This window comes from Streptomyces sp. SGAir0957, from assembly GCF_043523415.1.
Window position 1 is genome coordinate 7,006,393 of record NZ_CP027293.1, and the last position, 26,743, is coordinate 7,033,135.

Genomic DNA, 26,743 nt, shown 5'->3' on the forward strand with positions numbered 1-26,743 from the left:
GCGGTCATACTGCCGCTGGTACGCTGGCAAGCGGCTGCTGACCCTGTGCGGGAGAGTCTCCGACCGAGGTCGGAGGCGCCGAAGGAGCAAATCCTCCCCGGAATCTCTCAGGCCCACGTACCGCACGGACGAGGTCACTCTGGAAAGCAGGGCGGGGGCGCGTCTCCCACCCTCACCGACGGTGAAAGCCGGTGTGCTCCGTGATCGTGCGGGGCGGGCCGGTGAAGCTCTCAGGTTGAGATGACAGAGGGGGAGGCCGTCCGGGCACCCGCGCCGTGGTGCCCCTCGCAGGTCGTAGTGACCAGGAGGCCTCCGCAATGACCGCCAACCGCACTCCGCTCTCCGCGCTCGAACAGGGCATCCCCTTCGAGCAGCGCCACATCGGTCCGGATGACGCCGCGCAGGCCAAGATGCTCGCGCAGGTCGGCTACGGCTCGCTCGACGAGCTGACCGCCGCCGCCGTGCCGGACGTGATCAAGAGCGCCGAGGCGCTGGAGCTGCCCGCCGCCCGGACCGAGGCCGAGGTCCTCGCCGAGCTGCGCTCCCTCGCCGACCGCAACCAGGTGCTCGGCTCGATGATCGGCCTCGGCTACTACGGCACGTTCACCCCGCCCGTCATCCTGCGCAACGTCATGGAGAACCCGTCCTGGTACACGGCCTACACGCCGTACCAGCCGGAGATCTCGCAGGGCCGCCTGGAGGCGCTGCTCAACTTCCAGACGATGGTCGCGGAGCTGACCGGCCTGCCGACCTCCGGCGCCTCGCTGCTCGACGAGGGCACGGCCGCCGCCGAGGCCATGGCCCTGTCGCGGCGCATCGGCAAGGTCAAGGACGGTGTCTACGTGGTGGACGCCGACGCGCTTCCGCAGACCACCGCCGTGATACAGACCCGGGCCGAACCGACGGGCGTCGAGATCGTCGTCGCCGACCTCAGCGACGGCATCCCCGCCGAGGTCGCGGAGCGCGGTGTCGTCGGCGTGCTCGTCCAGTACCCGGGCGCCTCCGGAGCCGTGCGCGACATCAAGCCCGTCATCGACCAGGCGCACGAGCTCGGCGCCATCGTCACCGTCGCCGCCGACCTGCTCGCCCTCACGCTGCTGACCTCGCCCGGCGAGCTGGGCGCCGACATCGCCGTCGGCACGACCCAGCGGTTCGGCGTCCCGATGGGCTTCGGCGGCCCGCACGCCGGTTACATGGCCGTACGGGAGAAGTTCGCGCGGTCCCTGCCGGGCCGGCTCGTGGGTGTCTCCGTGGACGCCGACGGCAACAAGGCGTACCGCCTCGCCCTGCAGACGCGTGAGCAGCACATCCGCCGCGAGAAGGCCACGAGCAACATCTGTACGGCACAGGTACTGCTCGCCGTCATGGCCGGCATGTACGCCGTCTACCACGGCCCGGACGGCCTGCGCTCCATCGCGCAGCGCACCCACCGCTACGCCACCCTCCTGGCCGCCGGTCTGACGGCGGGCGGCGTCGAGGTCGTGCACGGCACCTACTTCGACACCGTGACCGTACGGGTGCCGGGTCAGGCCGCTCAGGTGGTGCGGGCCGCGCGCGAGCGCGGGGTCAACCTGCGCCAGGTCGACGCCGATCTCGTCTCCGTGGCCTGCGACGAGACCACCACCCGTAGCCAGCTGCACATCGTCTGGGGCGCGTTCGGCGTCGAGGGCGACGTGGAGGCGCTGGACGCCGAGGCCGCCGACGTACTGCCGGAGTCGGCGCTGCGCGGCGACGAGATCCTCGCGCACCCGGTCTTCCACCAGCACCGTTCGGAGACCGCGATGCTGCGCTACCTGCGCAAGCTCGCCGACCGCGACTACGCGCTGGACCGCGGCATGATCCCGCTGGGCTCGTGCACGATGAAGCTGAACGCGACGACCGAGATGGAGCCGGTGACCTGGCCCGAGTTCGGTCAGCTGCACCCCTTCGTCCCGGCCGAGCAGGCGCAGGGCTACCTGACGCTCATCACGGAGCTGGAGGAGCGGCTCGCCGAGGTCACCGGCTACGACAAGGTGTCGCTCCAGCCGAACGCCGGTTCGCAGGGCGAGCTGGCCGGGCTCCTCGCCGTCCGCGGCTACCACCGCGCCAACGGCGACGAGCAGCGCACCGTCTGCCTCATCCCGTCCTCCGCGCACGGCACCAACGCGGCGAGCGCGGTGATGGCCGGCATGAAGGTCGTCGTCGTGAAGACCGCCGACGACGGTGAGATCGACGTCGAGGACCTGCGCGCCAAGATCGAGCAGTACGCCGACCAGCTGGCCGTCCTCATGATCACGTACCCGTCGACGCACGGTGTCTTCGAGGAGCACGTCGCCGACATCTGCGCCGCCGTGCACGACGCGGGCGGCCAGGTCTACGTCGACGGCGCCAACCTCAACGCGCTGGTCGGGCTCGCCAAGCCGGGGCACTTCGGCGGCGACGTCTCCCACCTGAACCTGCACAAGACGTTCTGCATCCCGCACGGCGGCGGCGGCCCCGGCGTCGGCCCGGTCGGTGTGCGCGCACACCTCGCGCCGTACCTGCCGAACCACCCGATGCAGCCGGCCGCGGGCCCCGAGACCGGCGTCGGGCCGATCTCGGCCGCGCCGTGGGGCTCGGCGGGCATCCTGCCGATCTCGTGGTCGTACGTGCGGCTCATGGGCGGCGAGGGGCTGAAGCGGGCGACGCAGGTCGCCGTGCTCTCCGCCAACTACATCGCCAAGCGGCTCGAGCCGCACTTCCCGGTGCTCTACACCGGGCCCGGCGGGCTCGTCGCGCACGAGTGCATCATCGATCTGCGTCCGCTGTCGAAGGCGACCGGTGTCACCGTCGACGACATCGCCAAGCGCCTCATCGACTACGGCTTCCACGCGCCGACCATGTCGTTCCCGGTGGCGGGGACGCTGATGATCGAGCCGACCGAGAGCGAGGACATCGACGAGCTCGACCGGTTCTGCGACGCGATGATCGCCATTCGCGGCGAGGTCGAGAAGGTCGCCACCGGTGAGTGGCCGGCGGACGACAACCCCCTGCGGAACGCTCCGCACACGGCCGGGATGCTCGGCGGGGAGTGGGCGCACGCGTACAGCCGCGAAGAAGCGGTCTTCCCCGCGGGGGTCGCGGCCTCCGACAAGTACTGGCCGCCGGTCCGCCGTATCGACCAGGCCTTCGGTGACCGGAACCTGGTGTGTTCGTGCCCGCCCCTGGACGCCTACGAGGCGTGAGGGTCGAGGTGGCTGCGCGGCCTGCCCTCGTACGTGGCCGGTCGCGCAGTTCCTCGCGCCCCTAGGCGGCTGTCACTACCGTCGCCAGCGGGCGGTGCGGGGCGATGATCGTGCCGTTGGGGAGGAGTTCCCCGGTGTCCTCGAAGAGCAGGACCCCGTTGCACAGCAGGCTCCAGCCCTGCTCCGGGTGGTGAGCCACCGGAAGCGCGGCCTCCCTGTCCGCGGATTCTGCTGTGGGGCACGACGGCTGGTGCTGGCACATGGGTAGGTTCTTTCGCTGCGTAGTGATCTCGATGATGTCGGCGTCTGTGCTGCGGCGTGAAGTCGTGTTCATGGCCGCCCCCCGTATTCGGTCGGTCCGGAACCCAGTGTTGCCCTGCGGGCGTCAATCCGCAGGGATTTCGTTGCAGCGGTCCTCACTGGATGAAGACGCGTCACTCTTGCGGGCGGTTCAATCCAACTGCACTGCCTCTTCGGGTGGTTCGGGGTGGCCGGAGCGGACTAGTCCGCTCGGACGGGCCGGACAGGGCTGTGCCCCGCGACCGGACGGCGGCGGCGCGGGGCACAGGGGTGGGCGCGGTTTCAGGCGAGCAGGGCGGCCCGGGCCGGGGTCAGGCGCAGCGCCAGGACCGGGAGGAGTTCCGCGACGCGGTGCGGGCGGTGGGCGGCGATGCCCGGTGGCGCGGGTGCGAGAGGGATCAGGATGTCGTCGGCCGCCGGGATGCCGTCGGCGGTGTCCGCCGTGTGGTCGCCGTGGAGCCACAGGGTGAGCATGTACAGCTCCGGGACCGAGAGGAGCCGCGGCTGGTAGCTCCCCGGCAGGGGTTCGGCCTGGCGCAGCGCGCGCTCGGTGGATTTCACGTAGGGGCCTTCGAAGAAGTGGGAGAAGGCCCAGCCGTCGGGGGTGAGCATGGTGTCGGCGGCGGCCACCGCCCGGTCCCCGCAGCGGACCAGGAAGCGCCAGCCGGTCAGGCGGGCGGGCGAGGGGCGGTCGCCTGTTGCGGTGGTCTCGGTGATGCGGTCCAACACGTAGACGGGCAAAGGGAGTTCGGGGCTCGCGGGGCCCTGCGCGGCGCGCAGGGACGGGGTGCGGGCCTCACGGACCGCGGTGGGAGAACCCAGGGCGGTGAGGACACTGCGGAGAGCGGGCGCGGGAGCCGGGGGGACATGCAGCGGCATGGTGGGTCGCCTCTCATTCGACAGGCACGTGGTGCGAGGGCGGTGCGGGAAGAGCGGACGGCGCTGTCTGCTGCTCGGGTGCGCGAAAGTGCGCTGCGTTACGCGGGCCAGAGGGGGCGGGGGCCTCGACACGGGCGCCAACTCTCTGTCTCGTCCGCGGAGTTTATACGACGTGTGTTCACATGATGTTTCCGCTAGCAGTCACGAACGTGTCCGCAAGGGGCTATCAGGACGTCGCGTGGACGCTGTTTTGTCGGTGTCACGACGATTTCTCGCGGACCCCACCCTCTTGACCTCGGCTTTGCCCGTTCGGGCGGACGGCTGAATCTCGTCGGCGTTTTTTACCAGATGTTCGTAGATGAATCTGCGAAAAGCTGCATGCCTAGGGAATGTGCCGTGGGGTAAGCGCTGTGAGCGTACTGCTCCGCGGGCCCGCGCGGGGCGTTATCGATCACATCTGCTGGGCATCATCCACCGTGACGCGCGGCCGGATCATCGGGCTGCCCAGGCGAGGAAGGAAGCTCCCATGGGGGAGAAGGTCGCTGCGGGCGCGGTCGATCCGGCGGATCGGCGGCACTACCGGCAGAAGGTGAAGGAGTGCCTGGAGGGGCTCGGGCGACTCCTGGAGGAGAAGCGGTTCGACCGCCCCAAAAACCTCATGGGACTGGAGATCGAGCTGAATCTCGCGGGGCCCGACGGGCTGCCGCGCATGATGAATGGGGAAGTGCTGGAGCGCATCGCGAGCCGGGATTTCCAAACGGAACTCGCGATGTTCAATCTCGAAGTGAACATTGCCCCGCACCGGCTCGGCGGCCGTGTTCTCGACCAGCTCGCCGAGGAGATGCGCACCGGGCTCAACTATGCCCACAGAAAGGCGAACGAGGTCGATGCGGGCATCGTGATGATCGGCATTCTGCCGACGCTGCGGCCGGACGACCTCGTCTCCGCGAACCTGTCGGACGTCGACCGCTACACCCTGCTCAACGAACAGATGGTCGCCGCCCGCGGTGAGGACTTCCAGCTCGACATCGACGGGGTGGAGCGCCTGACCACCACGTCCTCGTCGATCGTGCCCGAGGCCGCCTGTACGTCCGTGCAGCTGCACCTCCAGGTCACGCCGAACCGTTTCGCCGCGGTGTGGAACGCGGCGCAGGCGGTCGCCGGGGTGCAGATCGCGATGGGGGCCAACTCGCCGTTCCTCTTCGGGCGCGAGGTGTGGCGCGAGTCGCGGCCCCCGCTGTTCCAGCAGTCCACGGACGTACGGCCGCCGGAGCTGCAGGCGCAGGGGGTGCGGCCGCGGACCTGGTTCGGGGAGCGGTGGATCGACTCGGCGTACGACCTCTTCGAGGAGAACCTCAAGTACTTCCCGCCGCTGCTGCCCATCCTGGACGACGAGCAGCCGCTCGAGGTGCTCGACAAGGGCGGGGTGCCGACCCTCGCCGAGATGGTGCTGCACAACGGCACCGTGTACCGCTGGAACCGGCCCGTCTACGACATCGCCGACGGCGTCCCGCACCTGCGCGTGGAGAACCGGGTGCTGCCCGCCGGGCCCACCGTCACCGACGTCGTCGCCAACACCGCCTTCTACTACGGGCTCGTGCGGGCGCTCGCGGAGGAGTCGCGCCCCGTGTGGTCGCGGCTGTCCTTCGAGGCCGCCGCCCGCAACTTCGACACCGCGTGCCGGCACGGGATCGACGCGCACCTGGAGTGGCCGCGCCAGGGCAGGCGCGGCGGCACCGAGCAGGTGGCGGCCACCACCCTCGTACGGGACGAGCTGCTGCCGCTCGCGGCCGCCGGGCTCGACGCGTGGGGGGTCGAACCCGCCGACCGCGACTTCTACCTCGGGGTGATCGAGGGCCGCTGCGAGCGGCGGATGAACGGCGCCTCGTGGCAGGCGGCGACCTACCACCGGGCTCTGGAGAGCGGACTGGAGCGGGAGGCGGCGCTCGCGGCGACCACGCGCCGGTACGCGGAGCTGATGCACTCCGGGGAGGCCGTGCACACGTGGCCCGTGGGGCTGCCGACGCCCGCCGTCCCGCTGGGCTGAGCGGGGCCGGCACCGGGAGCGGTCAGTTGCTCTTGGCGCCCGCCTGGACGATGGCCTTGAGGATGACCTGCTGGATGTCGGCCGGGTCGCTGACCTGGTGGCCGGAGCCGCCGGTCGCCTCGGCGATCTGCTCGACCTCGTCCTTGTCGGTGGCCGGGCCCACCGCGATGGCGATGAGCGGCACCGGGCGCTCGGGGTCGCTGAGTATCTCCAGGCGCTTGAGGAGGGTGGAGCGGGAGAGCGAGCCCGGGTCCTCGTTGACGCCGTCGGTGACCAGGACGACGGCGTTGAACTTGCCGCTCCGGTACGACGCCGTCGCCTCCTTGTAGGCGGCGAGCGTCGTGTCGTACAGGCCCGTCGCGCCGCCCGCGACGGGCTGCAGGGCGGTGAACGCGGCGGAGAGGCGGTCGCGCTGGGTGCCGGAGCCCTTGCGGTCGCCGAGGCGCTCGGTCGGGACCAGCCGCTTGTAGTCGCGGGCGCCGTCGAGCAGCGTCGAGAACTCCCACAGGCCGATCTCGTCCTCGGGCGTGAACGTCGACAGGGCCGCCAGCATCGACGCCTTCGTCACCTCCATCCGGGACCGGCCGCGGCCCGGCACCGGGTTCGCCATCGAGCCCGAGGCGTCCACGACGGTGGTGATCCGGGCGCTCTGCACCGTGATCGTCCACATGCCGAGGGTCTCCTCGATCTCCTCGTCGCGGGGCGGTCGCGAGGTGGGCTCCGCGTACGGCTGCGGGGAGTGGGCGCCCGCCTGGGCGGCCACCGCGTCCGGCGAGCCGTCGCCGTCGGTGCGGAAACCGTGCTTCGCCAGGACGGCGCGGCCGTCGGGGGCGGTGAGCAGCGTCATGAGGCGGACGGCGGCGCGGCTCTGCTCGGTGGTCAGGGCCTCCCCGCCGACCAGCGTGTACGGGTAGTTGAGCTCGGGTGAGCCGTCCTTCGGGTAGAAGAGGTCGAGGGAGGAGCCGCCGTCCGCCTCGGCGTTGTGCGCGAAGGCGGCCTGTTCGGAGAGGATCAGCGCCCGGTTGCGGCGCGGGTCGTCCTTCCCGGCGCCGGAGTCGTCGCGGGCCAGGGTCTCCATCAGCCGGCCGTCGCTGTCGGAGGTGCGCTGCGAGAGGACCTTCGCCATGGCGGCGGCCCGGGTGTCGCCGTCGCGGGAGCTCTTCGACGCGTCCGTCAGCTTGGTGAGCGCGAGCAGCGCCGTGGAGCTGCGGGCCGGGTCGGCGGCGCCGAGGCGCACGTCGTCGTCGGTCATCGCGGCGCCCGTCAACTGCGTCCAGGTGTACGTCTTCTTCGGCCAGCCGAACGCCTTCGCCGCCGACGGGACCATGCCGACGCCGATCGGCGACGTGGCGATGTTCCCGGCCGCGCTGACCCGCGTTGCCTTCGCGGTCTGCCCGACCCGCTGGACCCACAGGTCGGAGTCCGGCACCCACACCTGGTAGTCCTCTCCGCCCTTGCCGGCCCGCAGGGCGTCGGCGACCTTGTACGAGTCGCGCGGGGTGACGGCGACATCGAGGCAGCTGCCGTCCGAGGTGACGTTCCGCTCGCGGGCCCGGTCGGCGGCGGTCCGCAGGGCGGGCGCCACGTCAGGCGACGCGACGACCTCCAGGTGCACCGTGCTCCCGCACGCGTCCCCCAGGTCGAGCAGGTCGCTGCGGACGGCGAGCGCCGTGCCGGCCGCGACGGTGAGGACGAGGGCCGTCGCGATGGCCACCGAACGGCCCCGCGAACGGGGGCGCGGATCGGCCGCGGCCGGTCCGCGCGTGTCGGGCATGCTGCTGTGACGTCCCATGACGGTGGTGCCCCTCCCTGAGCCGTAAAGGCAGTTGCGGTATAAGCGGTGGAGCAAGGGAGGGGAGAGGCGCGCCGGACTGCGGCGTCCGCCCCCTCGGCCTCGCACGCGATCTTCGTACCTGCATTCGAGACCCTAGCGGGGCGGCGTGGGGGATGCGGCGGGGATGACCCAAGTAAGGCAGGTGTGCAGGTGGAGGCGGGGACGGTGGCCGGTTCTTATCCCGACGGGGGGCTCTCGCGACGATTTTTGCGGGACGAGACCCTGCTCGTCCTGGGCCTCTCGCTCGGCGCGAGCGGAGTGTCCGCGCTGATCAGCTTTGTGGGCTCGGTCACCAAGCCGGGCGGGCTCAAGGACCAGGCGGCCACGCTCAACGCGTCGGCGGCGCCCGGCAGGCCGTGGCTGGATCTCGCGTGGCAGCTGTTCGGGATCGCGAGCGCGCTCGTGCCCGTCGCGCTCGTCGCGCACTTCCTGCTGCGCGAGGGCGCGGGCCTGCGCGCGATCGGGTTCGACCGGACGCGGCCGTGGTTCGACGGGGCGCGCGGCGCCGCGATCGCCGCCGTCATCGGCAGCCTCGGCATCGGGTTCTACCTCGCGGCGCGCGGCCTCGGCTTCAACCTCACGGTCGTGCCGGAGGCGCTGCCCGACGTGTGGTGGAAGTACCCGGTGCTGATCCTCTCCGCGGTGCAGAACGCCGTACTGGAGGAGGTCATCGTCGTCGGGTATCTGCTGCGCAGGCTCGGCCAGTTGGGCTGGTCGCCCGGCACGGCGCTGGTCGCGTCGTCCGTCCTTCGCGGCTCCTACCACTTGTACCAGGGCATCGGCGGGTTCTTCGGGAACCTCGCGATGGGCGTCGTCTTCGCCTACCTGTACCGGCGGTGGGGGCGGGTGGGACCGCTGGTGGTGGCCCACACCCTGTTGGACGTCGGCGCGTTCGTCGGATACGCGCTGCTCGCGGGCAAGGTGGACTGGCTGCCCACCGCCTGAGCGCTACACCAGCAGGTCGCCCTCGATGGTGGTCACGGCGCGACCGCCGAGCAGTGTGCGCTCGCCGCGCAGGTCGACGCGGACCAGGCCGGTGCGCGCGGACGCCTGCAGCCCGGTGAGGATGGTGCGGCCGAGCTTCCTCGCCCAGAACGGGGCGAGCGCCGTGTGCGCGCTGCCGGTCACCGGGTCCTCGTCGACGCCGACGCCCGGGAAGAAGCAGCGCGACACGAAGTCGTAACCGCCCGACGGGTCCTCGGCGCGGGCCGTCGCGATGACGCCGCGCCGGGAGAGCCCGATGAGCTCCCTGAGGCCGGGGGCGAGACCCCGGACCGTCTTCTCGTCGGCCAGTTCGACGAGGAGGTCGCCGACGTGGCGGCCCGTGTCGTGGACGGAGACCGGGTCGGCGCCGAGGGCCTCGGCGAGCCCGGCGGGTGCCGCTTCCTCGGTGAGCGGGGCCGTCGGGAAGTCGAGGGTGTACGACCCGTTCTCGCGCGGGGTCGCGACGAGCACGCCGCTGCGGGTGGCGAACCGGACCGGGCCGCTGCTCGCCCCGGTCGAGTGCAGGACGTGGGCGGTGGCGAGCGTGGCGTGGCCGCACATGTCGACCTCGGTGCCGGGGGTGAACCAGCGCAGGGCCCAGTCGGCGTCGCCGCCCTCGGGCAGCGGGTGCGCGAAGGCGGTCTCCGCGTGGTGGACCTCGACGGCGACGTTCTGCATCCAGGCGTCGTCCGGGAACGCGTCGAGGAGCAGGACGCCGGCGGGGTTGCCGGCGAAGGGGCGGTCGGTGAAGGCGTCGACGATACGAATACGCATGCCACGGACGCTAGACGACCCCGGTCGGCCGGGCCCGTGGTGGGTATTGCCATGCGATGGCTTCCGATATATCGTTGAGGCATCGCGATCGGTTGATGATCGCGGTCATCGACACCCACGATCAGTGATGAAAGGACTGATTCCCATGCGTACCCACGGACACGACCATGGACATGGACACTACGGACCCGGCCGCGAGGGCCGGGGCGGATTCGAGCGCGGCGGGTTCGAACGCGGTGGCTTCGAAGGCCGGCGCGCGGCGTTCGGACCCTTCGGACCCGGCTTCGGCCCGGGGCCCTGGGGCGGCCGCGGCGGTCGCGGCGGCGGGCCCAGGGGGCGAGCGCGCCGCGGTGACGTGCGCGCCTCGATCCTGGCCCTCCTCAAGGACCGTCCGATGCACGGCTACGAGATGATCCAGGAGATCGCCGAGCGCAGCGGCGGCGCGTGGAAGCCCAGCCCGGGCTCCGTCTACCCCACGCTCCAGCTGCTCGAGGACGAGGGCCTGATCGCCAGCGCCAGCGAGGGCGGCAAGAAGCTCTTCTCGCTCACCGACGACGGCCGCACCGCCGCCGAGGAGGGCCCCGAGGCCCCCTGGGAGGAGGCGGGCCGCGGCGTCGACTGGGACGCCATGAACGAGATCCGGCAGGCCGGCTTCGGTCTGATGGAGGCGTTCGGCCAGGTCTGGAAGACCGGCAGCAAGGGGCAGCGCGAGAAGGCGCTCTCCGTGATCAACGAAGCGCGCAAGAAGCTGTACCTGATCCTCGCCGACGAGGACTGAGCCCGTGCGGGCTCGACCGCCGGGGGACAGAGCGCGCGAGAGGCGCCCGTACGTCAGCCACGTACGGGCGCCTCTTCGTGTCCGGAGGGATGTGTACGGGTTCAGGTCACCAGCGCCGCCAGTTTGCGCAGGGACTCCTGGAGCGCGGCCGTCGCCGAGTCCTTCAGCTTGCCCGCCATCAAGGAGACGGCGGCGCCCGTGAACGCGCCGTCGGCGCGGATCGTCGTCGCGTCCCCGTCGGGTGCGAGGGTGTAGCGCGTGCTGACGTGCACGCCCATCGGGCCCTTCCCGCCGATCGCGAGCGTGCGCGGGCTCACCAGCTCCTCGACGGTCCAGGTGACCTCGGCCGGGAACCCCATCAGTTTCATGTTCTCCTCGAACTGCCCGCCGACCCGGAGGTCGGTGGGAGCACCCTTGGGGAAGCCGGTGTGGGTCGCGTTCCACTCCCCGTACGAGGTGAAGTCCGTGAGCCGCGCCCAGACCTTCTCGGCGGGCGCCTCGATGCGTGCTTCCGCGCTGACCTCGGCCATGCGGCACCCCTTCGGCAGGCAACGGTGATGTGTCGCGGAAAGTAGCCGTCCGGCCTCGAACATTCAATACTGATGAACCGTCAGAAATGCTTCGTGTCCACGGCGCCGCCCACGCGCTCGATCCGCGCCGCGTCGAACACGTCGTACGCGCGCGGGTGCGGCCCCTCGTCGTGGCAGTGCCAGGCGTCCCAGAACAGATCGGCGGGCAGCGCGTCGGCGGGGGCGTACACCCGGTACACGTACTGCCTGCCGTCGACCGCGGGCAGGGTCACGATCCAGCACCCGCTCTCCATGTCTGTGACGGACGAGCGGGGTGGGGGTGGCGGTTGCCTCTCCTCCTTGAGGAGGAGACGTCGTACCCGTATGCCCACCTTGTGTCGGACGCGAAGATGCTCCTCGCCGGGGATGTTCCTGTGCATCGGGGCTGATGGGGTGGGTTACGTGCAGAGTCCTACCCCGTCGAACGCCCCCGCCGCCCCGCTCGGCGACGCGCTGGCCCCGGTGGTCGCGGGCGCCCGGCGGCGTGCGCTGCGGGACGGGGACCGGCAGATCGACACGGCCCATCTGCTGCACTCGCTGCTCGAGGCCGACCCCGAGGTGCGGGCGGCCTTCGACGACAAGGCGCAGGTCGCGCGGCTTCTCGGCTATCTGGTGCAGCGCAGCATCGGCTACGGGCTGCGGTGGCAGGGCGCGGTGGAGGATTCCGGCGCCGTGCCCGTCCTCGGGGGAGCCCCCGCTTTGTCGCCGCTGGTCGCCGCCGCGATGGAGGCGGCCAGCGCGCGGGCCGCGTCGCGCGGGGAGGCGTGGGCGCGCGGCCTGGACCTCCTTGCGGCGCTCGCGGCGGACGGCGAGTGCCGGGCGGTGGAGGTGCTCGGCCGCGCGGGCGTGGAGGTGGCGCGGTTGCGGCGGCGGCTCGGCTGACCTCGGACGACGCACCGCGGGGCGTGCTGTGCGTCCGTTCTGTGAGACAGGCGCCATCGGGGGTGACGGTACTGACGCGCCCTGTCATGATGTGCCGGTGCATGGGTCGAAGGAGTTGCGGGAGAGTCGGAGAACCAGAGGGCGCGGCTTCGGGCTCGGGCTCGCGCTGGTCTCCGCGCTGGCGTTCGGCGGCTCGGGCGTCGCGGCGAAACCGCTGATCGAGGCGGGGCTCGATCCCCTCCACGTGGTGTGGCTGCGGGTCGCGGGTGCCGCCCTCGTCATGCTGCCCGTCGCCTGGCGCCACCGCGCCCTGGTGCGGCACAGGCCCCTGCTGCTCCTCGGGTTCGGACTGCTCGCCGTCGCCGGTGTGCAGGCCTGTTACTTCGCGGCGATCTCCCGCATCCCGGTCGGGGTGGCCCTGCTCATCGAGTATCTGGCGCCCGCGCTCGTGCTCGGCTGGGTCCGCTTCGTGCAGCGCAAGCCGGTGACCCGCGCCGCCGCGCTCGGCGTCGTCCTCGCGGTCGGCGGCCTCGCGTGCGTGGTGGAGGTGTGGGCGGGGCTCAGCTTCGACGCGCTCGGGCTGCTGCTCGCCCTGGCCGCCGCCTGTTGCCAGGTGGGCTACTTCGTCCTGTCCGACCAGGGCAGCGACGCGGGGGCCTTGGGCGGTGAGGTGCCCGACCCGTTCGGCGTCATCGCCCACGGACTGCTGGTCGGCACCGTCGTGCTCACCGTCGTCGCCCGGCCCTGGTCCATGGACTGGTCCGTGCTCACGGGTGAGGCCGCCATGAACGGCACCGCCGTCCCGGCCTGGCTGTTGCTCTGCTGGCTCGTGCTGCTCGCGACGGTCGTCGCCTACGTCACCGGGGTGGTGTCCGTACGGCGTCTTTCTCCGCAGGTGGCCGGGGTCGTGGCGTGCCTGGAGGCGGTGATCGCGACGGTCCTCGCGTGGGTGCTGCTCGGCGAGCACCTGTCGGCGCCGCAGTTGTTCGGCGGTGCGGTCGTGCTGGTCGGGGCGTTCATCGCGCAGTCCTCGAAGCCGGTGGCCGCCGACCCCGGGCCGGTCGCGGCGGAACCGGCGGAAGCGGCGGAAACCACGTTGTCCCGGTCGGGCGGCGCGGTCTAGGGTGACGATCATGCACGCACGCGCACTCGTACTTCCGCCTCCGGCGGTCTAGGGCCCGTCCGCCCGGCCGGTGCACACAACCGGCCGGACCCGGGGCGTCACGTCCGGCGATCCGCCGCCGTGAGAGGAGACCGGCACCCTCGGTGCCGGTCCGCACGGTGCTGCCGATCCGCAGGGGCGCGTGTCCCGGGTGGGCGTCGATCCTTCTGGCAGCCGCAGCCGCAGCCGCAGCCGCAGGCCATCACCGTGGCCGTGGCCGTGCCGTGCCGTTCTCGGAGGATCCGCCCGACGGGCCCGCTCGCGGGCGGCCGGGGTCTCGTGGCTGTCCGCGCAGGACGAGTCCGTGTCCCCGGGCCTCGCCGTGGCGGGGTCCCTTCCGTGGAGATCCACGTGTCGCACGCAGTTCCGGCCGGCTCAGCCGCGCCTTCTTCCGATGTCCGTCCCGCGCCCCGACTGCCCGTGGGGCGCGGCCTGTTGTACCTCGTCGGCGCCGGTGTCGCCTGGGGCACCGCGGGCGGCGCCGCCTCCGTCGTGTTCCGGCAGAGCGACATGGGGCCCGCCGCCCTGTCGTTCTGGCGGTGCGCCGGGGGTCTCGTCCTGCTCGTGGGCGCCCGGGTGCTGCGGCGCGGGTCCGCACCCGTCCCGGCGGGCGAACCGCTCGGCCGCAGGTCCGTCCGGTACGTCGTGCTCGGGCTGTGCCTGGCCGTGTTCCAGACCGCCTACTTCGCCGCGGTCGGGGTGACGGGCCTCGCCGTCGCCACCGTCGTCACGCTCGGCGCGGGCCCGGTGCTCATCGCGCTCGGCGCCCGGCTGACGATGGGGGAGCGGCTCGGGCGCGGCGGGACCGTCGCCGTGACGGGCGCGCTCGGCGGGCTCGCGGTGCTAGTCCTGGCCGGCGGCGGGGCGACCGTACGTCCCCTCGGTGTGGTGTGGGCGCTGCTTTCCGCCGCCGGGTACGCCGTGATGACGCTGCTCACCCGGTGGTTCGGCCGGGCGGGCCGCGCCGGTGACCAGCTCGGCACGACCGTGGCCACGTTCGCGGTCGCCTCGCTCGCGCTGCTGCCGCTCGGCGCGGCCGAGGGGCTGGTCCCGCACACGGCCAGGGCCCTGGAAATCCTGGCGCTCCTTGCCTACACCGCGTCCGTGCCGACGGCGCTCGCCTACTCCTTGTATTTCGCGGGCGCGGCCGTCGTGCGGTCCGCCACGGTGTCCGTGGTCATGCTGCTCGAACCGGTCGCCGCGGCGCTCATCGCCGTGACGCTGCTCGGGGAGCGGCTGACCGCCGCCACCGTCGCGGGTACGGCGCTGATGCTGGCCGCGGTGGGCGGGCTCGCGGTGGCGGAGGCCAGAACCGCGGCGTGAGCACGGGTCATGCCTCCGCGCGGCGCCGTCGCTGCCCGGCGAGGGCGGCGGCGTCGCCGGGGGCGCCCCGGTCCGCGAGGCCCGCGGCGATCCGGTCCTGGACCTCCTCCGGCTTGTGTCCGGCGTACTTGAACTTCGCGCGTACGCCGGTCACTTCGAGCCGTAGGCCACGGATCCCGGCGAGCAGCCGCCCGTACGGGGCCTCGCCCACCGCCACCGTCGCGGAGAGGCCGGGCGGCTGGAAGTGGCCGACCTGGCGGTCGAGCAGCGCGGCCTTCTCCCCGGGGTCGTCCACGACGTGGGCGGTGCAGCGGAGCTGGACGGCGGTGTAGACGCTGGTCGGCGTCCCGTGCTCGGCGGGGGCGCCGGGCAGCGCCTGCCAGGGTCCCGGCACGAAGGCGTAGTCGTCGACGACGCTGAGCAGTACCTCGGGGCGGGCGTCGAGCGCGGGCCACAGCGGGTTCGGGCGGGCGAGATGGGCGACGGCCCGGCCGAACTCGCCGCCCGCCGACGGGTCGTAGGCGAAGTGCAGGGGCTGCACGAAGGGCGGTTCGCCCGGCGGGCCGTTGACCGCGAGCTGGCCGAAGTCGTGAGCGGCCAGCCACCGTTGCCACTCGGCGGGGGAGCGGGCCGCGTCCCAGGGGTGGATCAGCACGACAGCGCCCGCAGGTAGGCGGGGACCTCGATGCCGTCGGCGAGATCGTCGGCCGGGACGAGCGGGCCGTACTCCCGGCGCACGGGCACGACGCCGGTCCAGTGCGGCAGCTCCAGGTCCTCGGGCTCGTCGTTGGGGCCGCCGGTGCGGACCTTCGCGCAGACCTCGGCGAGGTCGAGGGCGAGCACGGCGGTCGCGGCCAGCTCCTTGGCGTCGGCCGGGCGGGAGTCGGCGGCGCGGCCCGGCACCACGTGGTCGACGAGCGCGTCCAGGGCGAGCCGCTTCTCCTCCGGGTCGGTGACCTGGTGCGCGATGCCGTGGACCACCACGGAGCGGTAGTTGATCGAGTGGTGGAAGGCCGAGCGAGCGAGGACGAGGCCGTCGACATGGGTCACCGTCAGGCAGACCGGAAGGCCCGGGTCCAGCTGCCCGGCCGTCCGCAGCGGGCGCGAGCCCGTGGAGCCGTGCACGTAGAGGCGCTCGCCGACGCGGCCGTAGAGGGTCGGGAGAACGACCGGCGCGCCGTCGCGCACGAAGCCGAGGTGGCAGACGTAGGCCTCGTCGAGTATCGCGTGCACCAGGTCGCGGTCGTAGGAAGCGCGCTCCTTGGAACGGGTCGGGACCGTGCGCTCCGTCGCGGTGTAGGCGTTCTCGCGGGTGGCGGCCGGGGGTTCGGGGGCGACGCTCATGTTGCGGACTCCATTGCACTAGTGCAAACTGTGGTTTGTGCTAGGAGAGTATCCGATCGAAGGGCGGCGCGCCGCCGAGATTTCCGCGAGCGTCGAGCGCGCGGTGGCCGACGGCGGTCTCGCCCCGGGCCAACTGCTGCCGCCCATGCGGGAGTTGGCGCAGCGGCTGGGGGTGAACCCGAACACGGTCGCGGCCGCGTACCGCACCCTGCGCGAGCGCGGGGTCATCGAGACCGCGGGCCGGCGGGGCAGCCGCGTGCGCCCGAAGCCCGCCACGACCGCGCGCGAGCGCATCAGGGTGGACGTGCCGCCGGGTGTGCGGGACGTGTCCGACGGCAACCCGGACACGGCGCTGCTGCCGTCCCTCGCCGAGGCGTTCACCGCGGCCGCCGGCATCGCCGACCGGGAGCCCGTGCTCTACGGGGACGATCCCCTGGAGCCCGCGCTGGTGCGCCGCGCGCGGGCCGACCTGGACCGCGACGGGGTGCCCGAAGGGCCGGTGGCCGTCACGTCCGGGTCGCTCGACGCGATCGAACGGGTGCTGGCCGCGCATCTGAAGCCCGGGGACGCGGTCGCGGTCGAGGACCCCGGCTGGGGCAGCATGCTGGATCTCGTGCCCGCGCTCGGGCTGCGGCTCGTGCCGGTCGGCGTGGACGACGACGGGCCGCTGCCGGACGACGTCGAACGGGCCCTGGGCGAGGGCGCGCGGGCGCTCGTGGTCACCGACCGCGCGCAGAACCCGACCGGCGCCGCCGTGAGCGCGGACCGCGCGCAGGCCCTGCGTTCGGTGCTCGCCGCGCACCCGGACGTGCTGCTCATCGAGGACGACCACGGGCACGGCATCGTCGACCTGCCGCTGCGCCCGCTCGCCGGAACCGTGCGGCACTGGGCGTTCGTCCGCTCCGTCGCCAAGGCCTACGGCCCGGACCTGCGGCTCGCGGTGCTCACCGGCGACCCCGTCACCCTGGACCGGGTGCGCGGCCGCCAGCGCCTCGGCCCCGGCTGGGTCAGCCGGATCGTGCAGCGGGCGGTGGCCGGACTGTGGGAGAGCGGCGCCGTGGACCCGCGGGCCGTCGCCGCGTCGTACGGCGAGCGGCGCGACGCGCTCATCGCGGCCCTCGCCGAGCGGGGCGTCGCCGCGCACGGCCGCAGCGGCATGAACGTGTGGGTGCCGGTCCCCGACGAGACCGGCGCGGTGGCCCGGCTCCTCCACGCGGGCTGGGCGGTCGCCCCGGGCGCGCGGTTCCGGATGACGGCGGCGCCGGGCGTCCGGATCACCGTGAGCCGCCTGGACCTCGGGGAGGTCCGGGCGGTGGCGGAGGCGGTGGCGGCGTCGGTCGGGGCGGGACCGGCGCGGCACTACGCCTGACGGCGGGGGCGGGAGGGCCTGTTCCGGGGCTGGGTGAGCGCGGCGCCCGCGAGCACGATCACCGCGCCGACCGGGGTCGACCAGCTCAGGGACTCGCCGAGGAGCGCGACGCCCGCCGCGGTGGCGATCACCGGGATGAAGTACGTGACCATCTGCGCCGTCGTCGGCCCGACCTCGGCGACCAGGCCGTACTGGATGAGGACCGCGAGACCGGTGCCCAGGGCGCCGAGCGCGACGATCGACAGGAGCGGGAGCACCGGGAAGTCGTGCGGCCAGGACGTGAACAGGGGCGTGACGACGGCCAGTTGCACGGTGGCGAGCAGCAGTTGGGCGCCGGTCATCGACAGGTGGGAGTCGCCGGTGCGGGCGAGGGTGCGGCGGAGGTAGATCCAGCCGACCGGGTAGCTGAACGAGGCGAGCAGCGCCATCGCCGTGCCCGTCACGTCCAGGCCGTGGAAGCCCTGCCAGACGCCGAGGACCGTGAGCACGCCCAGGAAGCCGATGCCGAGGCCCGCGACCCGGCGCCGGGTCGGCCGGTCCTCCGAAAGGGCGACCAGGGAGAGGGCCATGCCCCACAGCGGGGACGTCGCGTTGCAGATCCCGGCGAGCGTCGAGGGGATCGTCTCCTCGGCGAAGGCGAACAGCGAGAACGGCAGCGCGTTCAGGAAGAACGCCGCGACCGTCAGGTGGCCCCAGGTCCGAGCGGAGCGCGGCAGCCGCTCCCGCTTCACGGCCATCGCCGCGACAAGGACGAGCGTGCCGAAGAGCAGGCGGCCGAGCGTCACCTGGAACGGGGCGTAGCCGTCCGTGCCCACCTTGATGAGCAGGAAGCTGAAGCCCCAGATGAGGGACAGCACGCCGAAGCGGACGCGCCAGTCGAGGGCGCGGCGCGGCGGGGCGGCCGGCGTACCGGCCGAGGTGTCGGTGACGGCGTCGGCGGTGCCTGTGTCGGAGGCGGCGGGGGCGGGGGCGGCGGATGCGGCGGGGGCGGCGCTCGCGGGGGTCACGGTGCTCATGGACGTAAGGATCGCGCCCCGCTTCTTCGTAGCACAAGCGAGATTATTTGCCCGGTATTCATTAGCGGTGCTTACCTATAGCATCGCTGTCATGTTGAACCTGGAGCGGTTGCGCGTCCTGGACGCGCTGGCCCGGCACGGCTCGGTCAGCGGCGCCGCCGACGCGCTGCACGTGACGACGTCCGCCGTCTCGCAGCAGATGACGAAGCTGGAGCGCGAGGTCGGTCAGCAACTCCTCGCCAAGCACGGGCGCGGGGTGCGCCTCACCGACGCGGGGCGGCTGCTCGCCGAGCACTCCGGGCGGATCCTGTCGCAGGTCGAGCTGGCCCAGTCCGATCTGGAGGCGCAGCGCGGGCAGGTCGTGGGCGAGCTGCGGCTCTCCGCGTTCCCGACCGCCGCGCGCGGCCTCGTCCCCGCCGCGGTCGCCGCACTGCGCGCCGCCCACCCGCAACTGCGCGTGCGCTCGCGCGAGTCGGAGCCGGAGGGCGGTGTCGCCGGGGTGCTCCGCGGCGACCTCGACCTGGCCGTCGTGCTCGACTGGCACAACAAGCCGATGCCGCTGCCCGACGGGCTCGTCAAGGCGAGCGTCCTCGACGACCCGGCGGACATCGCGATGCCCGCCGGGCATCCGCTCGCGGACCGCGCCGAGGTCCGCCTGGAGGACTTCGCCGACGACGACTGGATCACCTGGGGCGAGGGGGAGTTCTGCCACGAGTGGCTGGTGTTCACGCTCCGCGCCGGCGGCGTCGAACCCCGCATCGGCCACATCGCCGCCGAGACCCACACCCAGCTCGCGCTCGTCGCCGCCGGGCTCGGCGTGTGCGTGGCGCCCCTGCTCGGCCGCGACCCGATGCCGTCCGGCGTGGTGACCGTCCCGGTCCGGCATCAGGTGCGGCGCCACGTCTACGTGGTCTGGCGCGCGGACGCCGACCGCCGCCCCTCGATCAGGGCGGCGGTGGAAGCACTGCGCAAGGCGGGCGCGGATCTCGGACAGGTGGCGGCGGGCCGGGGCTGACCCGTCCTGCCCCGCGGGCTCCCGGGGCCTCCTACAGATCCGCCAGCTTCCGGAAGTCCCAGGAGGCGATCTTGTCCGGGGTGAGGCGGGCCCAGGCGTGGCGGCCGTCGTGGAACATCTCGGACATGCCGAAGTTCTTCCGCGCGAACAGCCCTTCGGGCGCGTCGAGTTCGGGGCACGGCTCGCCCGTCCGCGGCGACTCGCCGACGAACTCGACGCGCCCGGACAGCTCGACGCCGCGCAGCTCCCCGTAGTCCTCGCCCGCGTCGACCACCACGGCCATCCGTCCGTCGGCCCGCAGGTCGGCCCAGCGGCGGCTGCGCGCGAGGGAGTACAGCCACAAGGAGGTGCCGTCCCACACGAACCACAGCGGGCTGACGTGCGGTGTCCCGTCCGCCGACACCGTGGCCACCCGGCAAGTGCGCTGTTCGGTGAGGAACGAGTCCAGCTCCTGCGGGGTCATCATGATCTTGCGTCCCCTGCGCTGCCGGGTGGCGGCCATGAGCGCTCCTTGTCCGTGTGCGGAGGAATGGTGAGCTGACGCGGCGTCAGAAAAGCAGGATGCGGTCTCTTCCGTCCCCGCGCAATGGTGGCTAGTCTCCAGCCCCCGGAGGCGACGACGTACAGGGGGGCGCCATGGCGACGCGCGAGGACCTGGCCGAACTGCTCGACCCGGCGTACACCGTGCTGCTGACCGTCGAGTGCCAGCAGGGCGTCGTCGGCACGGACAGCGCCCTGCCCGAACTCGCCGACGCGGCCCGCACCTCCGGCGCGCTCGTCCATGTGGCCCGGCTGGTCGCCGCCGCGCACGAGAGCGGGGTCCAAGTGGTGCACGCCGTGGCCGAGCGCCGCCCGGACGGCCGCGGCGCCAACCGCAACGCCCGCCTCTTCCGCGCCGCCGAACGCCTCCCCGTACAACAGCTGTCGGGGTCCAAGGCCGTCCGGATCGCCCCGCCCATCGAGGTCGCCGACGAGGACCTCGTCGTCCGCCGTCTGCACGGGCTCTCACCGATCGCGGGCACCGACGTGGACCCGCTCCTGCGCAACCTCGGCTGCCGCACGCTCGTCGTCACCGGCGTCTCCGCCAACGTGGCCATCCCGAACGCGGTCTTCGACGCCGTGAACCGGGGCTATACCGTCGCCGTCCCCAAAGACGCCATCGCGGGGGTGCCCGCCGACTACACCCCCGCGATGGTCCGCAACACGCTCGCGCTCGTCGCCACCGTGACGACGACGAACGACGTCCTGGCCGCCTGGAAGCGGCCTAGGCGAGGGTGATCGATTCGCCGGTCACCTTGATCTGCTTCTCCGGCAGCGGACGCGTGGCCGGCGGGCTCTTGACGCTGCCGTCCTCGATGGAGAACTTACTGCCGTGGCACGGGCAGTCGATCGTGCCGGCCTCGACCTTGGTCACCGCGCACCCCTGATGCGTACAGGTGCTGCTGAACCCCTTGAACCGGCCCTTGGCAGGCTGGGTCACCACCACCCCCGCGTCGGCGAAGACCTTGCCGCCGCCCTCGGGGATGTCGGAGACCTTCGCCAGCTCCGCGCCCCCCGCGCCGCCGCCCGCCGACGAGGCGTTGCCCGCCGGTTCGGACGACCCGTCGCCCTCCGAGCCGCCGCAGGCGGTCAGCGCGGCGGCGAGCCCCACGGCGCCGACCGCCGCGACGACGGTACGGCGCGCGGGCGCCGGGCCCAGCGGCGCGGACATGTTCGTATCGGTCATGCTGTCGGTCCTTTCGACGGTCGACTGGATCCCGTGTGGGGGTGCTCTCCGGTACGTGCGGTGATCCCCGAGCGTTCAACGGCGCACCGATCTCCTAACCTGGGCGCATGCTCACCGAAGTCGCGGCGACCCGCTACGTCACCCCATTGAGGGAGGGCGGATCGCTCCCTGGCCTGGTCGAGGCCGATGATCTGACCTCGTACGTCATGAAGTTCACCGGCGCCGGGCAGGGCCGCAAGACGCTCGTCGCCGAGGTGATCTGCGGACAGCTCGCCCGCGCGCTCGGCTTCCGGGTGCCGGAGCTGGTCGCCCTCGGCCTCGACCCGGTGCTCGGGCTCGGCGAACCCGACCCGGAGGTGCAGGAGCTGCTCAAGGCGAGCGGCGGCACCAATCTGGGGATGCGGTTCCTGCCGCGCGCGCTCGGCTTCGACCCGCTCGCCTACGCGGTCGGCCCCGCCGAGGCGGGCCGGGTCGTCTGGTTCGACGCGCTGATCAACAACGTCGACCGGTCCTGGCGCAACCCCAACATGCTCGTCCACGGCGGCGACCTGTGGCTGATCGACCACGGCGCGACCATGATCTGGCACCACAACTGGCGCACCGCCGCCGCCTGGGCGGCCAAGCCGTACGACGCCACGGACCACGCCCTCGCCCCGTTCGGGCCCGACGTCGCCGCGGCCGCCGCCGACCTGGCGCCCCGCGTCACCGAGGACCTGCTCACCGAGGCCGCCGCGGACGTGCCCGACGTGTGGCTCGCCGACGAGCCGGGGTTCGACGGCCCCGACGCCGTGCGGCGCGCGTACGTGGAGATCCTCGCCGAACGCGCGGCGACCGTCCACGAGCGCGTCCGGCTGCCCGGGGCAGGACCCGCCCGGGCCGTCCCCACCGCCGGCTGGATCACGCGAGGAGCGGCTCTGTGAGCGAGCGCGATGTCTACGAGTACGCGCTGCTGCGCGTCGTCCCCCGCGTCGAACGCGGCGAGCAGATCAACGCCGGCGTCGTCGTGTACTGCCGCGCCAAGTCCTTCGTCACCGCGCTCACGCACCTCGACGAGGCGCGGCTGCTCGCCCTCGACCCCGAGGCGGACGTGGCGGGGGTACGGGCCCTCCTGCACGCCGTCGAGAGGCACTGCCGGGGCGGCGAGAGCGCGGGCCAGGCCGCGGCCGACGACGCGGGCCGCCGCTACCGGTGGCTGATCGCGCCCCGCTCGACAGTGGTGCGGCCGGGACCCGTGCACACGGGTCTGACGGCGGATCCGGCGGCCGAGGCCGAGCGGCTCCTCACGCTCCTCGTCCGCTGACCGGCGCGCTGAGTGATCAGGGGCACCCGGTGGGTACGTTGACACCGGGTGCCAGGGCTTCTAGCGTCACCCGCACAGGGTACTAAGCGGTCGCTCACCTGTTCTCGGTGGTGCGGCCGCCCTCTAGGGCGAGGAGACCACAGAGCATGTCCACCACTGAGCAGCGCGTAGCGATCGTCACGGGAGCCGCGCGCGGCATCGGCGCCGCCACCGCGATCCGGCTTGCCGAGGAGGGCCGCGCCGTCGCCGTGATCGACCTCGACGAGGCCGCCTGCAAGGACACCGTCGAGAAGATCACCGCCGCCGGTGGCAAGGCGCTCGCCGTCGGCTGCGACGTCTCCGACGAGGCGGCGGTCGAGGCGGCCGTCGCGCGCATCGCCGCCGAGCTCGGCGCGCCCACGATCCTCGTGAACAACGCGGGTGTGCTGCGCGACAACCTGCTGTTCAAGATGAGCGCCTCCGACTGGGACACGGTCATGAGCGTGCACCTGCGCGGCGCGTTCCTGATGTCCAAGGCCGTCCAGTCGCACATGGTGGACGCCAAGTTCGGCCGCATCGTGAACCTCTCCTCCTCGTCGGCGCTCGGCAACCGCGGCCAGGTCAACTACGCCGCCGCCAAGGCCGGTCTGCAGGGCTTCACCAAGACCCTCGCCAAGGAGCTCGGCAAGTTCGGCGTCACCGCCAACTCGGTGGCCCCCGGCTTCATCGTCACCGAGATGACCAAGGCCACCGCCGACCGCGTCGGCATGGGCTTCGAGGAGTTCCAGGCCGCCGCCGCGACGCAGATCCCGGTGCAGCGCGTGGGCCGCCCCGAGGACATCGCCAACGCCATCGCCTTCTTCACCGGCGACGCCGCCGGCTTCGTCTCCGGCCAGGTCATGTACGTGGCCGGCGGACCGCTCAACTGAAACCGGGGCCCTGGACATGACTTCTTCCGAACTGCCCGCGCTCTCCGGCAACGTCGCCCTCGTCACCGGCGCCAGCCGGGGCATCGGCTACGGCATCGCCGAGGCGCTCATCGCCCGCGGCGACCGTGTCTGCATCACCGGGCGCGGCGAGGACGCGCTGAAGGAGGCCGTGCAGAACCTCGGCCCCGACCGCGCCATCTACGTGGCCGGCAAGGCCCACGACGAGGCGCACCAGGCCACCGCCGTGGAGCGCACCATGGAGGCGTTCGGCCGCGTCGACTTCCTCGTCAACAACGCCGGTACGAACCCCGTCTTCGGCCCCATCGCCGAGCTCGACCTGAACGTCGCGCGCAAGGTCTTCGAGACCAACGTCGTCTCCGCGCTCGGCTTCGCGCAGCGGACGTGGAAGGCGTGGCAGAGCGAGAACGGCGGCGCGATCGTCAACATCGCGTCCGTGGCCGGTGTCTCCGCGTCCCCGTTCATCGGCGCGTACGGCATGAGCAAGGCCGCCATGGTCAACCTCACGCTCCAGCTCGCGCACGAGTTCGCGCCCAAGGTGCGGGTCAACTCGATCGCCCCGGCGGTCGTGAAGACCAAGTTCGCGCAAGCGCTGTACGAGGGCCGGGAGGCCGAGGCCGCGGCGGCCTACCCCCTTGGCCGGCTCGGGGTGCCCGAGGACATCGGCGGCGCCGCCGCGTTCCTCACCTCGCGCCAGGCCGACTGGATCACCGGGCAGACGCTCGTCGTGGACGGCGGCATCTTCCTCAACGCGGGCGTCGCCTGACCCCGTACCCCGCGGTGAGATTGCGGGCGTCGGGTGACAACGCCTGACAAACGTCCGCGACGCGCGAAGTGGCCTGCCGGAACAGGGAGTTGAACCGGCAGGCCACTGCGATATGGTCTGCCGACCCTTGGCAAGGCTGATCGAGGAGCGTGCGCGTGTTCAGACGTTTGCTTGCCCCACGCACATGGGCGGCGACAGCGTCCGTGGTTCTGCTCGCCGGGTGCGGACTGGTCGATTCGGGCGGCTCGGAGGACGACGGCGACCCGATCGTGGTGGGGACGACGAGCGCGCCGAGCACCCTCGATCCGGCCGGTTCCTGGGACGGCTCCTGGGAGCTGTTCCGCAACGTGTACCAGACCCTCGTCGCCTTCCCCTCCGGCGCCGCGCAGCCGGAGCCCGACGCCGCCACCTGCTCCTTCGAGGACGGCGCCAACCGCGTCTACCACTGCCGGCTGCGCGAGGACATGAAGTTCTCCGACGGGGACCCGCTCGACGCCGCCGCGGTGAAGCACTCGATCGACCGGATCCGCGCGATCGGCGTCAAGGGCGGGCCCAGCGGCCTGCTCGGCAGCCTGGACCGCGTCGAGACGGAGGGCGAGCGCGACGTAACGTTTCGTCTGAAGAAGCCGGACGCCACGTTCCCGTTCGTCCTCGCCACCCCCGCGATGTCCATCGTCGACCCCGAGGAGTACCCGGCGGACGAGCTGCGCTCCGACGGCAGGGTCACCGGGTCCGGACCGTACGCGCTCCAGGCCTACACGGAGGACCAGAAGGCGGAGCTGGTCGAGAACACCCACTACAAGGGGTTCGCCGACCGCAAGAACGACGCCGTGACCATCCGCTACTTCGCCACCTCGGCGCAGATGGTCGCCGCCCTGAAGTCGCACCGGATCGACGCGACCTTCCGCGGTCTCGCGGCGGAGGACGTCGTGCGTCTCCAGGGAAAGAGCGACCAGGAGGGCCTCCAGCTCGTCGAGGGCGCGGGCACCGAGATCAGCTACCTCGTGTTCAACCCGGAGGACCCCTGGGCGGGCAAACGGGCCGTGCGCCGGGCCGTCGCGCAGGTCGTCGACCGCGGAGCCATCGCGCACCAGGTCTACAAGGACACCGTCGAACCGCTGTACTCCATGGTCCCGCGCGGCCTCACCGGCCACACCACCGACTTCTTCGACGACTTCGGCGACCCGAGCCCCGCCAAGGCGGCCCAGATCCTCACCAAGGCGAACATCACCGCACCGGTCCCGCTCACCCTCTGGTACACCACCGACCGCTACGGCTCGGCGACCCGGCCCGAGTTCGAGGAGCTGAAGCGTCAGCTGGAGGCGTCCAAGCTGTTCGAGGTGAAGCTCAAGAGCCGCCCGTGGAAGACGTATGAACAGGGCTACCGCAAGGGCGAGTACCCGGTGTTCGGGCGCGGCTGGTTCCCGGACTTCCCCGACGCCGACAACTTCATCGCGCCCTTCGTGGGCGAGGACAACGCGGTGAGCACGCCCTACGTGTCGCCGGAGATCACCGACGAGCTGCTGCCGCAGTCGCGGCGTGAGAGCGACCGCGGCGCCGTGGTGCGGCAGTTCGAGCGAGCCCAGCAGATCATGGCGGACGACTCCCGGCTCCTTCCCCTGTGGCAGGGCAAGCAGTACATCGCGGCCAGCGACGAGATATCCGGCGGCGAACGCGCCCTCGACCCGTCGACGATCATGATGATGTGGGAGCTGGACCGCAAGACCAGCTGGTGAGGGGCGGAGCTTTCCGGGGGCGGGGGCCGGTTGTCAGTGGGCGCCGGTAGGTTCGTGGGTGTTGAGGAAGTGCACGAACCCCGGAGGTTGTTGACGTGACCGACACCGCGATGCTGCCCGAGTCCTGGCGCGGCGTCCTCGGCGAGGAACTGCAGAAGCCCTACTTCAAGGAGCTCACCGAGTTCGTCGAGGAGGAGCGCGCCAAGGGTCCCGTCTACCCGCCGCGCGAGGAGGTCTTCGCCGCGCTCGACGCGACGCCCTACGACCAGGTGAAGGTCCTCGTCCTCGGCCAGGACCCGTACCACGGCGAGGGCCAGGGCCACGGGCTGTGCTTCTCGGTGCGGCCCGGCGTGCGCACCCCGCCCTCCCTGCGCAACATCTACAAGGAGATGCAGGCCGAGCTGGGCACCCCGATCCCGGACAACGGCTATCTGATGCCGTGGGCCCAGCAGGGCGTGCTGCTGCTCAACGCGGTGCTCACGGTCCGGGCGAGCGAGGCCAACTCGCACAAGGGCAAGGGCTGGGAGAAGTTCACGGACGCCGTGATCCGCGCCGTCGCCGACCGCCCCGACCCGGCCGTCTTCGTCCTGTGGGGCAACTACGCGCAGAAGAAGCTGCCGCTCATCGACACCGAGCGGCACATCGTCGTGAAGGGGGCGCACCCCTCGCCGCTGTCCGCCCGCAAGTTCTTCGGCTCCCAGCCGTTCACGCAGATCAACGAGGCGGTGGCGGCGCAGGGCCACGAGCCGATCGACTGGCGCATCCCGGATCTGGGCTGAGCCGCGCCTGCCCCGGATCACCGGTGGCGGC

Annotated in this window: 27 protein-coding genes and 1 riboswitch; of the genes, 16 read left to right on the forward strand and 11 right to left on the reverse strand. The window is 72.4% G+C overall.

Annotated elements, in window-relative coordinates; translation table 11 throughout:
• The first annotated feature begins 38 nt into the window (after positions 1 to 38).
• Positions 39 to 133: riboswitch (glycine riboswitch) on the forward strand.
• A 184-nt stretch (positions 134 to 317) separates the two neighbouring features.
• The gene (gcvP, locus tag C1N81_RS36600) at positions 318 to 3,203 is read left to right on the forward strand and encodes an aminomethyl-transferring glycine dehydrogenase (RefSeq protein ID WP_394435672.1); all 2,886 of its coding nucleotides are present in this window, start codon (positions 318 to 320) and stop codon (positions 3,201 to 3,203) included.
• 61 nt (positions 3,204 to 3,264) lie between these two features.
• Here gcvP and C1N81_RS36605 read toward each other — a convergent pair whose 3' ends face one another.
• The gene (locus tag C1N81_RS36605; protein ID WP_394435673.1) at positions 3,265 to 3,465 is read right to left on the reverse strand and encodes a DUF5999 family protein; all 201 of its coding nucleotides are present in this window, start codon (positions 3,463 to 3,465) and stop codon (positions 3,265 to 3,267) included.
• A 320-nt stretch (positions 3,466 to 3,785) separates the two neighbouring features.
• A complete protein-coding gene (locus C1N81_RS36610; protein WP_394435674.1) occupies positions 3,786 to 4,382 on the reverse strand; it encodes a hypothetical protein in 597 nt (198 codons plus the stop codon).
• Between the two features lie 526 nt (positions 4,383 to 4,908).
• Here C1N81_RS36610 and C1N81_RS36615 point away from each other — a divergent pair.
• Positions 4,909 to 6,429 (forward strand): glutamate--cysteine ligase, encoded by a 1,521-nt coding sequence (locus tag C1N81_RS36615; RefSeq protein WP_394435675.1) that lies wholly within the window; start codon positions 4,909 to 4,911, stop codon positions 6,427 to 6,429.
• A 22-nt stretch (positions 6,430 to 6,451) separates the two neighbouring features.
• On the opposite strand, the gene C1N81_RS36620 is transcribed toward C1N81_RS36615, so the two are convergent.
• Complete coding sequence (locus tag C1N81_RS36620; RefSeq protein ID WP_394435676.1) at positions 6,452 to 8,203, reverse strand: substrate-binding and VWA domain-containing protein; 1,752 nt, start codon at positions 8,201 to 8,203, stop codon at positions 6,452 to 6,454.
• A 204-nt stretch (positions 8,204 to 8,407) separates the two neighbouring features.
• Between C1N81_RS36620 and C1N81_RS36625 the strand changes: the two genes are divergently transcribed.
• Entirely contained in the window at positions 8,408 to 9,208 is an 801-nt protein-coding gene (locus C1N81_RS36625) for a CPBP family intramembrane glutamic endopeptidase (RefSeq protein ID WP_394435677.1), read from the forward strand.
• A gap of 3 nt (positions 9,209 to 9,211) precedes the next feature.
• Here C1N81_RS36625 and C1N81_RS36630 read toward each other — a convergent pair whose 3' ends face one another.
• Positions 9,212 to 10,021 carry a PhzF family phenazine biosynthesis protein gene (locus C1N81_RS36630; RefSeq protein WP_394435678.1) on the reverse strand — a complete coding sequence of 270 codons (810 nt, stop codon included), beginning with the start codon at positions 10,019 to 10,021 and terminating at the stop codon, positions 9,212 to 9,214.
• A 145-nt stretch (positions 10,022 to 10,166) separates the two neighbouring features.
• Here C1N81_RS36630 and C1N81_RS36635 point away from each other — a divergent pair, with 145 nt between their 5' ends.
• On the forward strand, positions 10,167 to 10,799 hold the full coding sequence (locus tag C1N81_RS36635) for a helix-turn-helix transcriptional regulator (protein WP_394435679.1): 633 nt from the start codon (positions 10,167 to 10,169) through the stop codon (positions 10,797 to 10,799).
• 101 nt (positions 10,800 to 10,900) lie between these two features.
• On the opposite strand, the gene C1N81_RS36640 is transcribed toward C1N81_RS36635, so the two are convergent.
• Positions 10,901 to 11,329 (reverse strand): type II toxin-antitoxin system Rv0910 family toxin, encoded by a 429-nt coding sequence (locus C1N81_RS36640; RefSeq protein WP_394435680.1) that lies wholly within the window; start codon positions 11,327 to 11,329, stop codon positions 10,901 to 10,903.
• 80 nt (positions 11,330 to 11,409) lie between these two features.
• Complete coding sequence (locus C1N81_RS36645) at positions 11,410 to 11,622, reverse strand: hypothetical protein (RefSeq protein WP_394435681.1); 213 nt, start codon at positions 11,620 to 11,622, stop codon at positions 11,410 to 11,412.
• Between the two features lie 112 nt (positions 11,623 to 11,734).
• Between C1N81_RS36645 and C1N81_RS36650 the strand changes: the two genes are divergently transcribed.
• The 3 genes from C1N81_RS36650 to C1N81_RS36660 all read left to right on the forward strand — a co-directional run bounded on the left by C1N81_RS36650 (position 11,735) and on the right by C1N81_RS36660 (position 14,735).
• A complete protein-coding gene (locus C1N81_RS36650; RefSeq protein ID WP_394435682.1) occupies positions 11,735 to 12,250 on the forward strand; it encodes a Clp protease N-terminal domain-containing protein in 516 nt (171 codons plus the stop codon).
• A gap of 91 nt (positions 12,251 to 12,341) precedes the next feature.
• Entirely contained in the window at positions 12,342 to 13,373 is a 1,032-nt protein-coding gene (locus C1N81_RS36655) for an EamA family transporter (RefSeq protein ID WP_394435683.1), read from the forward strand.
• 453 nt (positions 13,374 to 13,826) lie between these two features.
• A complete protein-coding gene (locus C1N81_RS36660; protein WP_394438472.1) occupies positions 13,827 to 14,735 on the forward strand; it encodes a DMT family transporter in 909 nt (302 codons plus the stop codon).
• 7 nt (positions 14,736 to 14,742) lie between these two features.
• Here C1N81_RS36660 and C1N81_RS36665 read toward each other — a convergent pair whose 3' ends face one another.
• The gene (locus tag C1N81_RS36665; RefSeq protein WP_394435684.1) at positions 14,743 to 15,390 is read right to left on the reverse strand and encodes an FMN-binding negative transcriptional regulator; all 648 of its coding nucleotides are present in this window, start codon (positions 15,388 to 15,390) and stop codon (positions 14,743 to 14,745) included.
• Positions 15,384 to 16,079, reverse strand: coding sequence for a pyridoxamine 5'-phosphate oxidase family protein (locus C1N81_RS36670; RefSeq protein WP_394435685.1), 696 nt, complete (start codon positions 16,077 to 16,079; stop codon positions 15,384 to 15,386). Before C1N81_RS36670 ends, C1N81_RS36665 begins: the two co-directional genes overlap by 7 nt.
• A gap of 37 nt (positions 16,080 to 16,116) precedes the next feature.
• On the opposite strand from C1N81_RS36670, the gene C1N81_RS36675 reads away from it, so the two are divergent.
• Positions 16,117 to 17,448, forward strand: coding sequence for an aminotransferase class I/II-fold pyridoxal phosphate-dependent enzyme (locus tag C1N81_RS36675; RefSeq protein WP_394435686.1), 1,332 nt, complete (start codon positions 16,117 to 16,119; stop codon positions 17,446 to 17,448).
• Here C1N81_RS36675 and C1N81_RS36680 read toward each other — a convergent pair.
• On the reverse strand, positions 17,439 to 18,464 hold the full coding sequence (locus tag C1N81_RS36680) for a DMT family transporter (RefSeq protein ID WP_394435687.1): 1,026 nt from the start codon (positions 18,462 to 18,464) through the stop codon (positions 17,439 to 17,441). The two genes, C1N81_RS36675 and C1N81_RS36680, sit on opposite strands and share 10 nt — an antisense overlap.
• A 91-nt stretch (positions 18,465 to 18,555) precedes the next feature.
• Between C1N81_RS36680 and C1N81_RS36685 the strand changes: the two genes are divergently transcribed.
• Complete coding sequence (locus tag C1N81_RS36685; protein ID WP_394435688.1) at positions 18,556 to 19,479, forward strand: LysR family transcriptional regulator; 924 nt, start codon at positions 18,556 to 18,558, stop codon at positions 19,477 to 19,479.
• 31 nt (positions 19,480 to 19,510) lie between these two features.
• On the opposite strand, the gene C1N81_RS36690 is transcribed toward C1N81_RS36685, so the two are convergent.
• The gene (locus C1N81_RS36690) at positions 19,511 to 19,981 is read right to left on the reverse strand and encodes a pyridoxamine 5'-phosphate oxidase family protein (RefSeq protein ID WP_394435689.1); all 471 of its coding nucleotides are present in this window, start codon (positions 19,979 to 19,981) and stop codon (positions 19,511 to 19,513) included.
• A 134-nt stretch (positions 19,982 to 20,115) separates the two neighbouring features.
• On the opposite strand from C1N81_RS36690, the gene C1N81_RS36695 reads away from it, so the two are divergent.
• Positions 20,116 to 20,757, forward strand: a complete 642-nt coding sequence (locus C1N81_RS36695; protein WP_394435690.1) for a cysteine hydrolase — start codon at positions 20,116 to 20,118, stop codon at positions 20,755 to 20,757.
• On the opposite strand, the gene C1N81_RS36700 is transcribed toward C1N81_RS36695, so the two are convergent.
• Positions 20,744 to 21,205, reverse strand: a complete 462-nt coding sequence (locus C1N81_RS36700) for a Rieske (2Fe-2S) protein (protein ID WP_394435691.1) — start codon at positions 21,203 to 21,205, stop codon at positions 20,744 to 20,746. The genes C1N81_RS36695 and C1N81_RS36700 overlap by 14 nt on opposite strands.
• Positions 21,206 to 21,312: 107 nt before the next feature.
• Between C1N81_RS36700 and C1N81_RS36705 the strand changes: the two genes are divergently transcribed.
• The 6 genes from C1N81_RS36705 (at position 21,313) to C1N81_RS36730 (ending at position 26,712) form a co-directional block, all read left to right on the forward strand.
• A complete protein-coding gene (locus C1N81_RS36705; RefSeq protein ID WP_394435692.1) occupies positions 21,313 to 22,125 on the forward strand; it encodes a HipA family kinase in 813 nt (270 codons plus the stop codon).
• Entirely contained in the window at positions 22,122 to 22,505 is a 384-nt protein-coding gene (locus C1N81_RS36710; RefSeq protein WP_394435693.1) for a DUF3037 domain-containing protein, read from the forward strand. The genes C1N81_RS36705 and C1N81_RS36710 overlap by 4 nt, the downstream gene beginning before the upstream one ends.
• Positions 22,506 to 22,651: 146 nt before the next feature.
• Positions 22,652 to 23,413 carry a 3-oxoacyl-ACP reductase FabG gene (gene fabG / locus C1N81_RS36715; RefSeq protein ID WP_394435694.1) on the forward strand — a complete coding sequence of 254 codons (762 nt, stop codon included), beginning with the start codon at positions 22,652 to 22,654 and terminating at the stop codon, positions 23,411 to 23,413.
• 16 nt (positions 23,414 to 23,429) lie between these two features.
• Positions 23,430 to 24,197, forward strand: a complete 768-nt coding sequence (locus C1N81_RS36720) for an SDR family oxidoreductase (RefSeq protein ID WP_394435695.1) — start codon at positions 23,430 to 23,432, stop codon at positions 24,195 to 24,197.
• A 149-nt stretch (positions 24,198 to 24,346) separates the two neighbouring features.
• Entirely contained in the window at positions 24,347 to 25,933 is a 1,587-nt protein-coding gene (locus tag C1N81_RS36725) for an ABC transporter substrate-binding protein (protein WP_394435696.1), read from the forward strand.
• 95 nt (positions 25,934 to 26,028) lie between these two features.
• Positions 26,029 to 26,712, forward strand: coding sequence for a uracil-DNA glycosylase (locus C1N81_RS36730; protein WP_394435697.1), 684 nt, complete (start codon positions 26,029 to 26,031; stop codon positions 26,710 to 26,712).
• Positions 26,713 to 26,743 lie beyond the last annotated feature (31 nt).

Bases quoted from the DNA above. Each gene is read 5' to 3' on its own strand.
- gcvP (WP_394435672.1), top strand. From the start codon at position 318: ATGACCGCCAACCGCACTCCGCTCTCCGCGCTCGAACAGGGCATCCCC.
- C1N81_RS36605 (WP_394435673.1), bottom strand. From the start codon at position 3,465: ATGTGCCAGCACCAGCCGTCGTGCCCCACAGCAGAATCCGCGGACAGG.
- C1N81_RS36610 (WP_394435674.1), bottom strand. From the start codon at position 4,382: ATGCCGCTGCATGTCCCCCCGGCTCCCGCGCCCGCTCTCCGCAGTGTC.
- C1N81_RS36615 (WP_394435675.1), top strand. From the start codon at position 4,909: ATGGGGGAGAAGGTCGCTGCGGGCGCGGTCGATCCGGCGGATCGGCGG.
- C1N81_RS36620 (WP_394435676.1), bottom strand. From the start codon at position 8,203: ATGCCCGACACGCGCGGACCGGCCGCGGCCGATCCGCGCCCCCGTTCG.
- C1N81_RS36630 (WP_394435678.1), bottom strand. From the start codon at position 10,021: ATGCGTATTCGTATCGTCGACGCCTTCACCGACCGCCCCTTCGCCGGC.
- C1N81_RS36635 (WP_394435679.1), top strand. From the start codon at position 10,167: ATGCGTACCCACGGACACGACCATGGACATGGACACTACGGACCCGGC.
- C1N81_RS36640 (WP_394435680.1), bottom strand. From the start codon at position 11,329: ATGGCCGAGGTCAGCGCGGAAGCACGCATCGAGGCGCCCGCCGAGAAG.
- C1N81_RS36645 (WP_394435681.1), bottom strand. From the start codon at position 11,622: ATGGAGAGCGGGTGCTGGATCGTGACCCTGCCCGCGGTCGACGGCAGG.
- C1N81_RS36650 (WP_394435682.1), top strand. From the start codon at position 11,735: ATGTTCCTGTGCATCGGGGCTGATGGGGTGGGTTACGTGCAGAGTCCT.
- C1N81_RS36670 (WP_394435685.1), bottom strand. From the start codon at position 16,079: ATGAGCGTCGCCCCCGAACCCCCGGCCGCCACCCGCGAGAACGCCTAC.
- C1N81_RS36680 (WP_394435687.1), bottom strand. From the start codon at position 18,464: ATGAGCACCGTGACCCCCGCGAGCGCCGCCCCCGCCGCATCCGCCGCC.
- C1N81_RS36685 (WP_394435688.1), top strand. From the start codon at position 18,556: ATGTTGAACCTGGAGCGGTTGCGCGTCCTGGACGCGCTGGCCCGGCAC.
- C1N81_RS36690 (WP_394435689.1), bottom strand. From the start codon at position 19,981: ATGGCCGCCACCCGGCAGCGCAGGGGACGCAAGATCATGATGACCCCG.
- C1N81_RS36695 (WP_394435690.1), top strand. From the start codon at position 20,116: ATGGCGACGCGCGAGGACCTGGCCGAACTGCTCGACCCGGCGTACACC.
- C1N81_RS36700 (WP_394435691.1), bottom strand. From the start codon at position 21,205: ATGACCGATACGAACATGTCCGCGCCGCTGGGCCCGGCGCCCGCGCGC.
- C1N81_RS36705 (WP_394435692.1), top strand. From the start codon at position 21,313: ATGCTCACCGAAGTCGCGGCGACCCGCTACGTCACCCCATTGAGGGAG.
- fabG (WP_394435694.1), top strand. From the start codon at position 22,652: ATGTCCACCACTGAGCAGCGCGTAGCGATCGTCACGGGAGCCGCGCGC.
- C1N81_RS36720 (WP_394435695.1), top strand. From the start codon at position 23,430: ATGACTTCTTCCGAACTGCCCGCGCTCTCCGGCAACGTCGCCCTCGTC.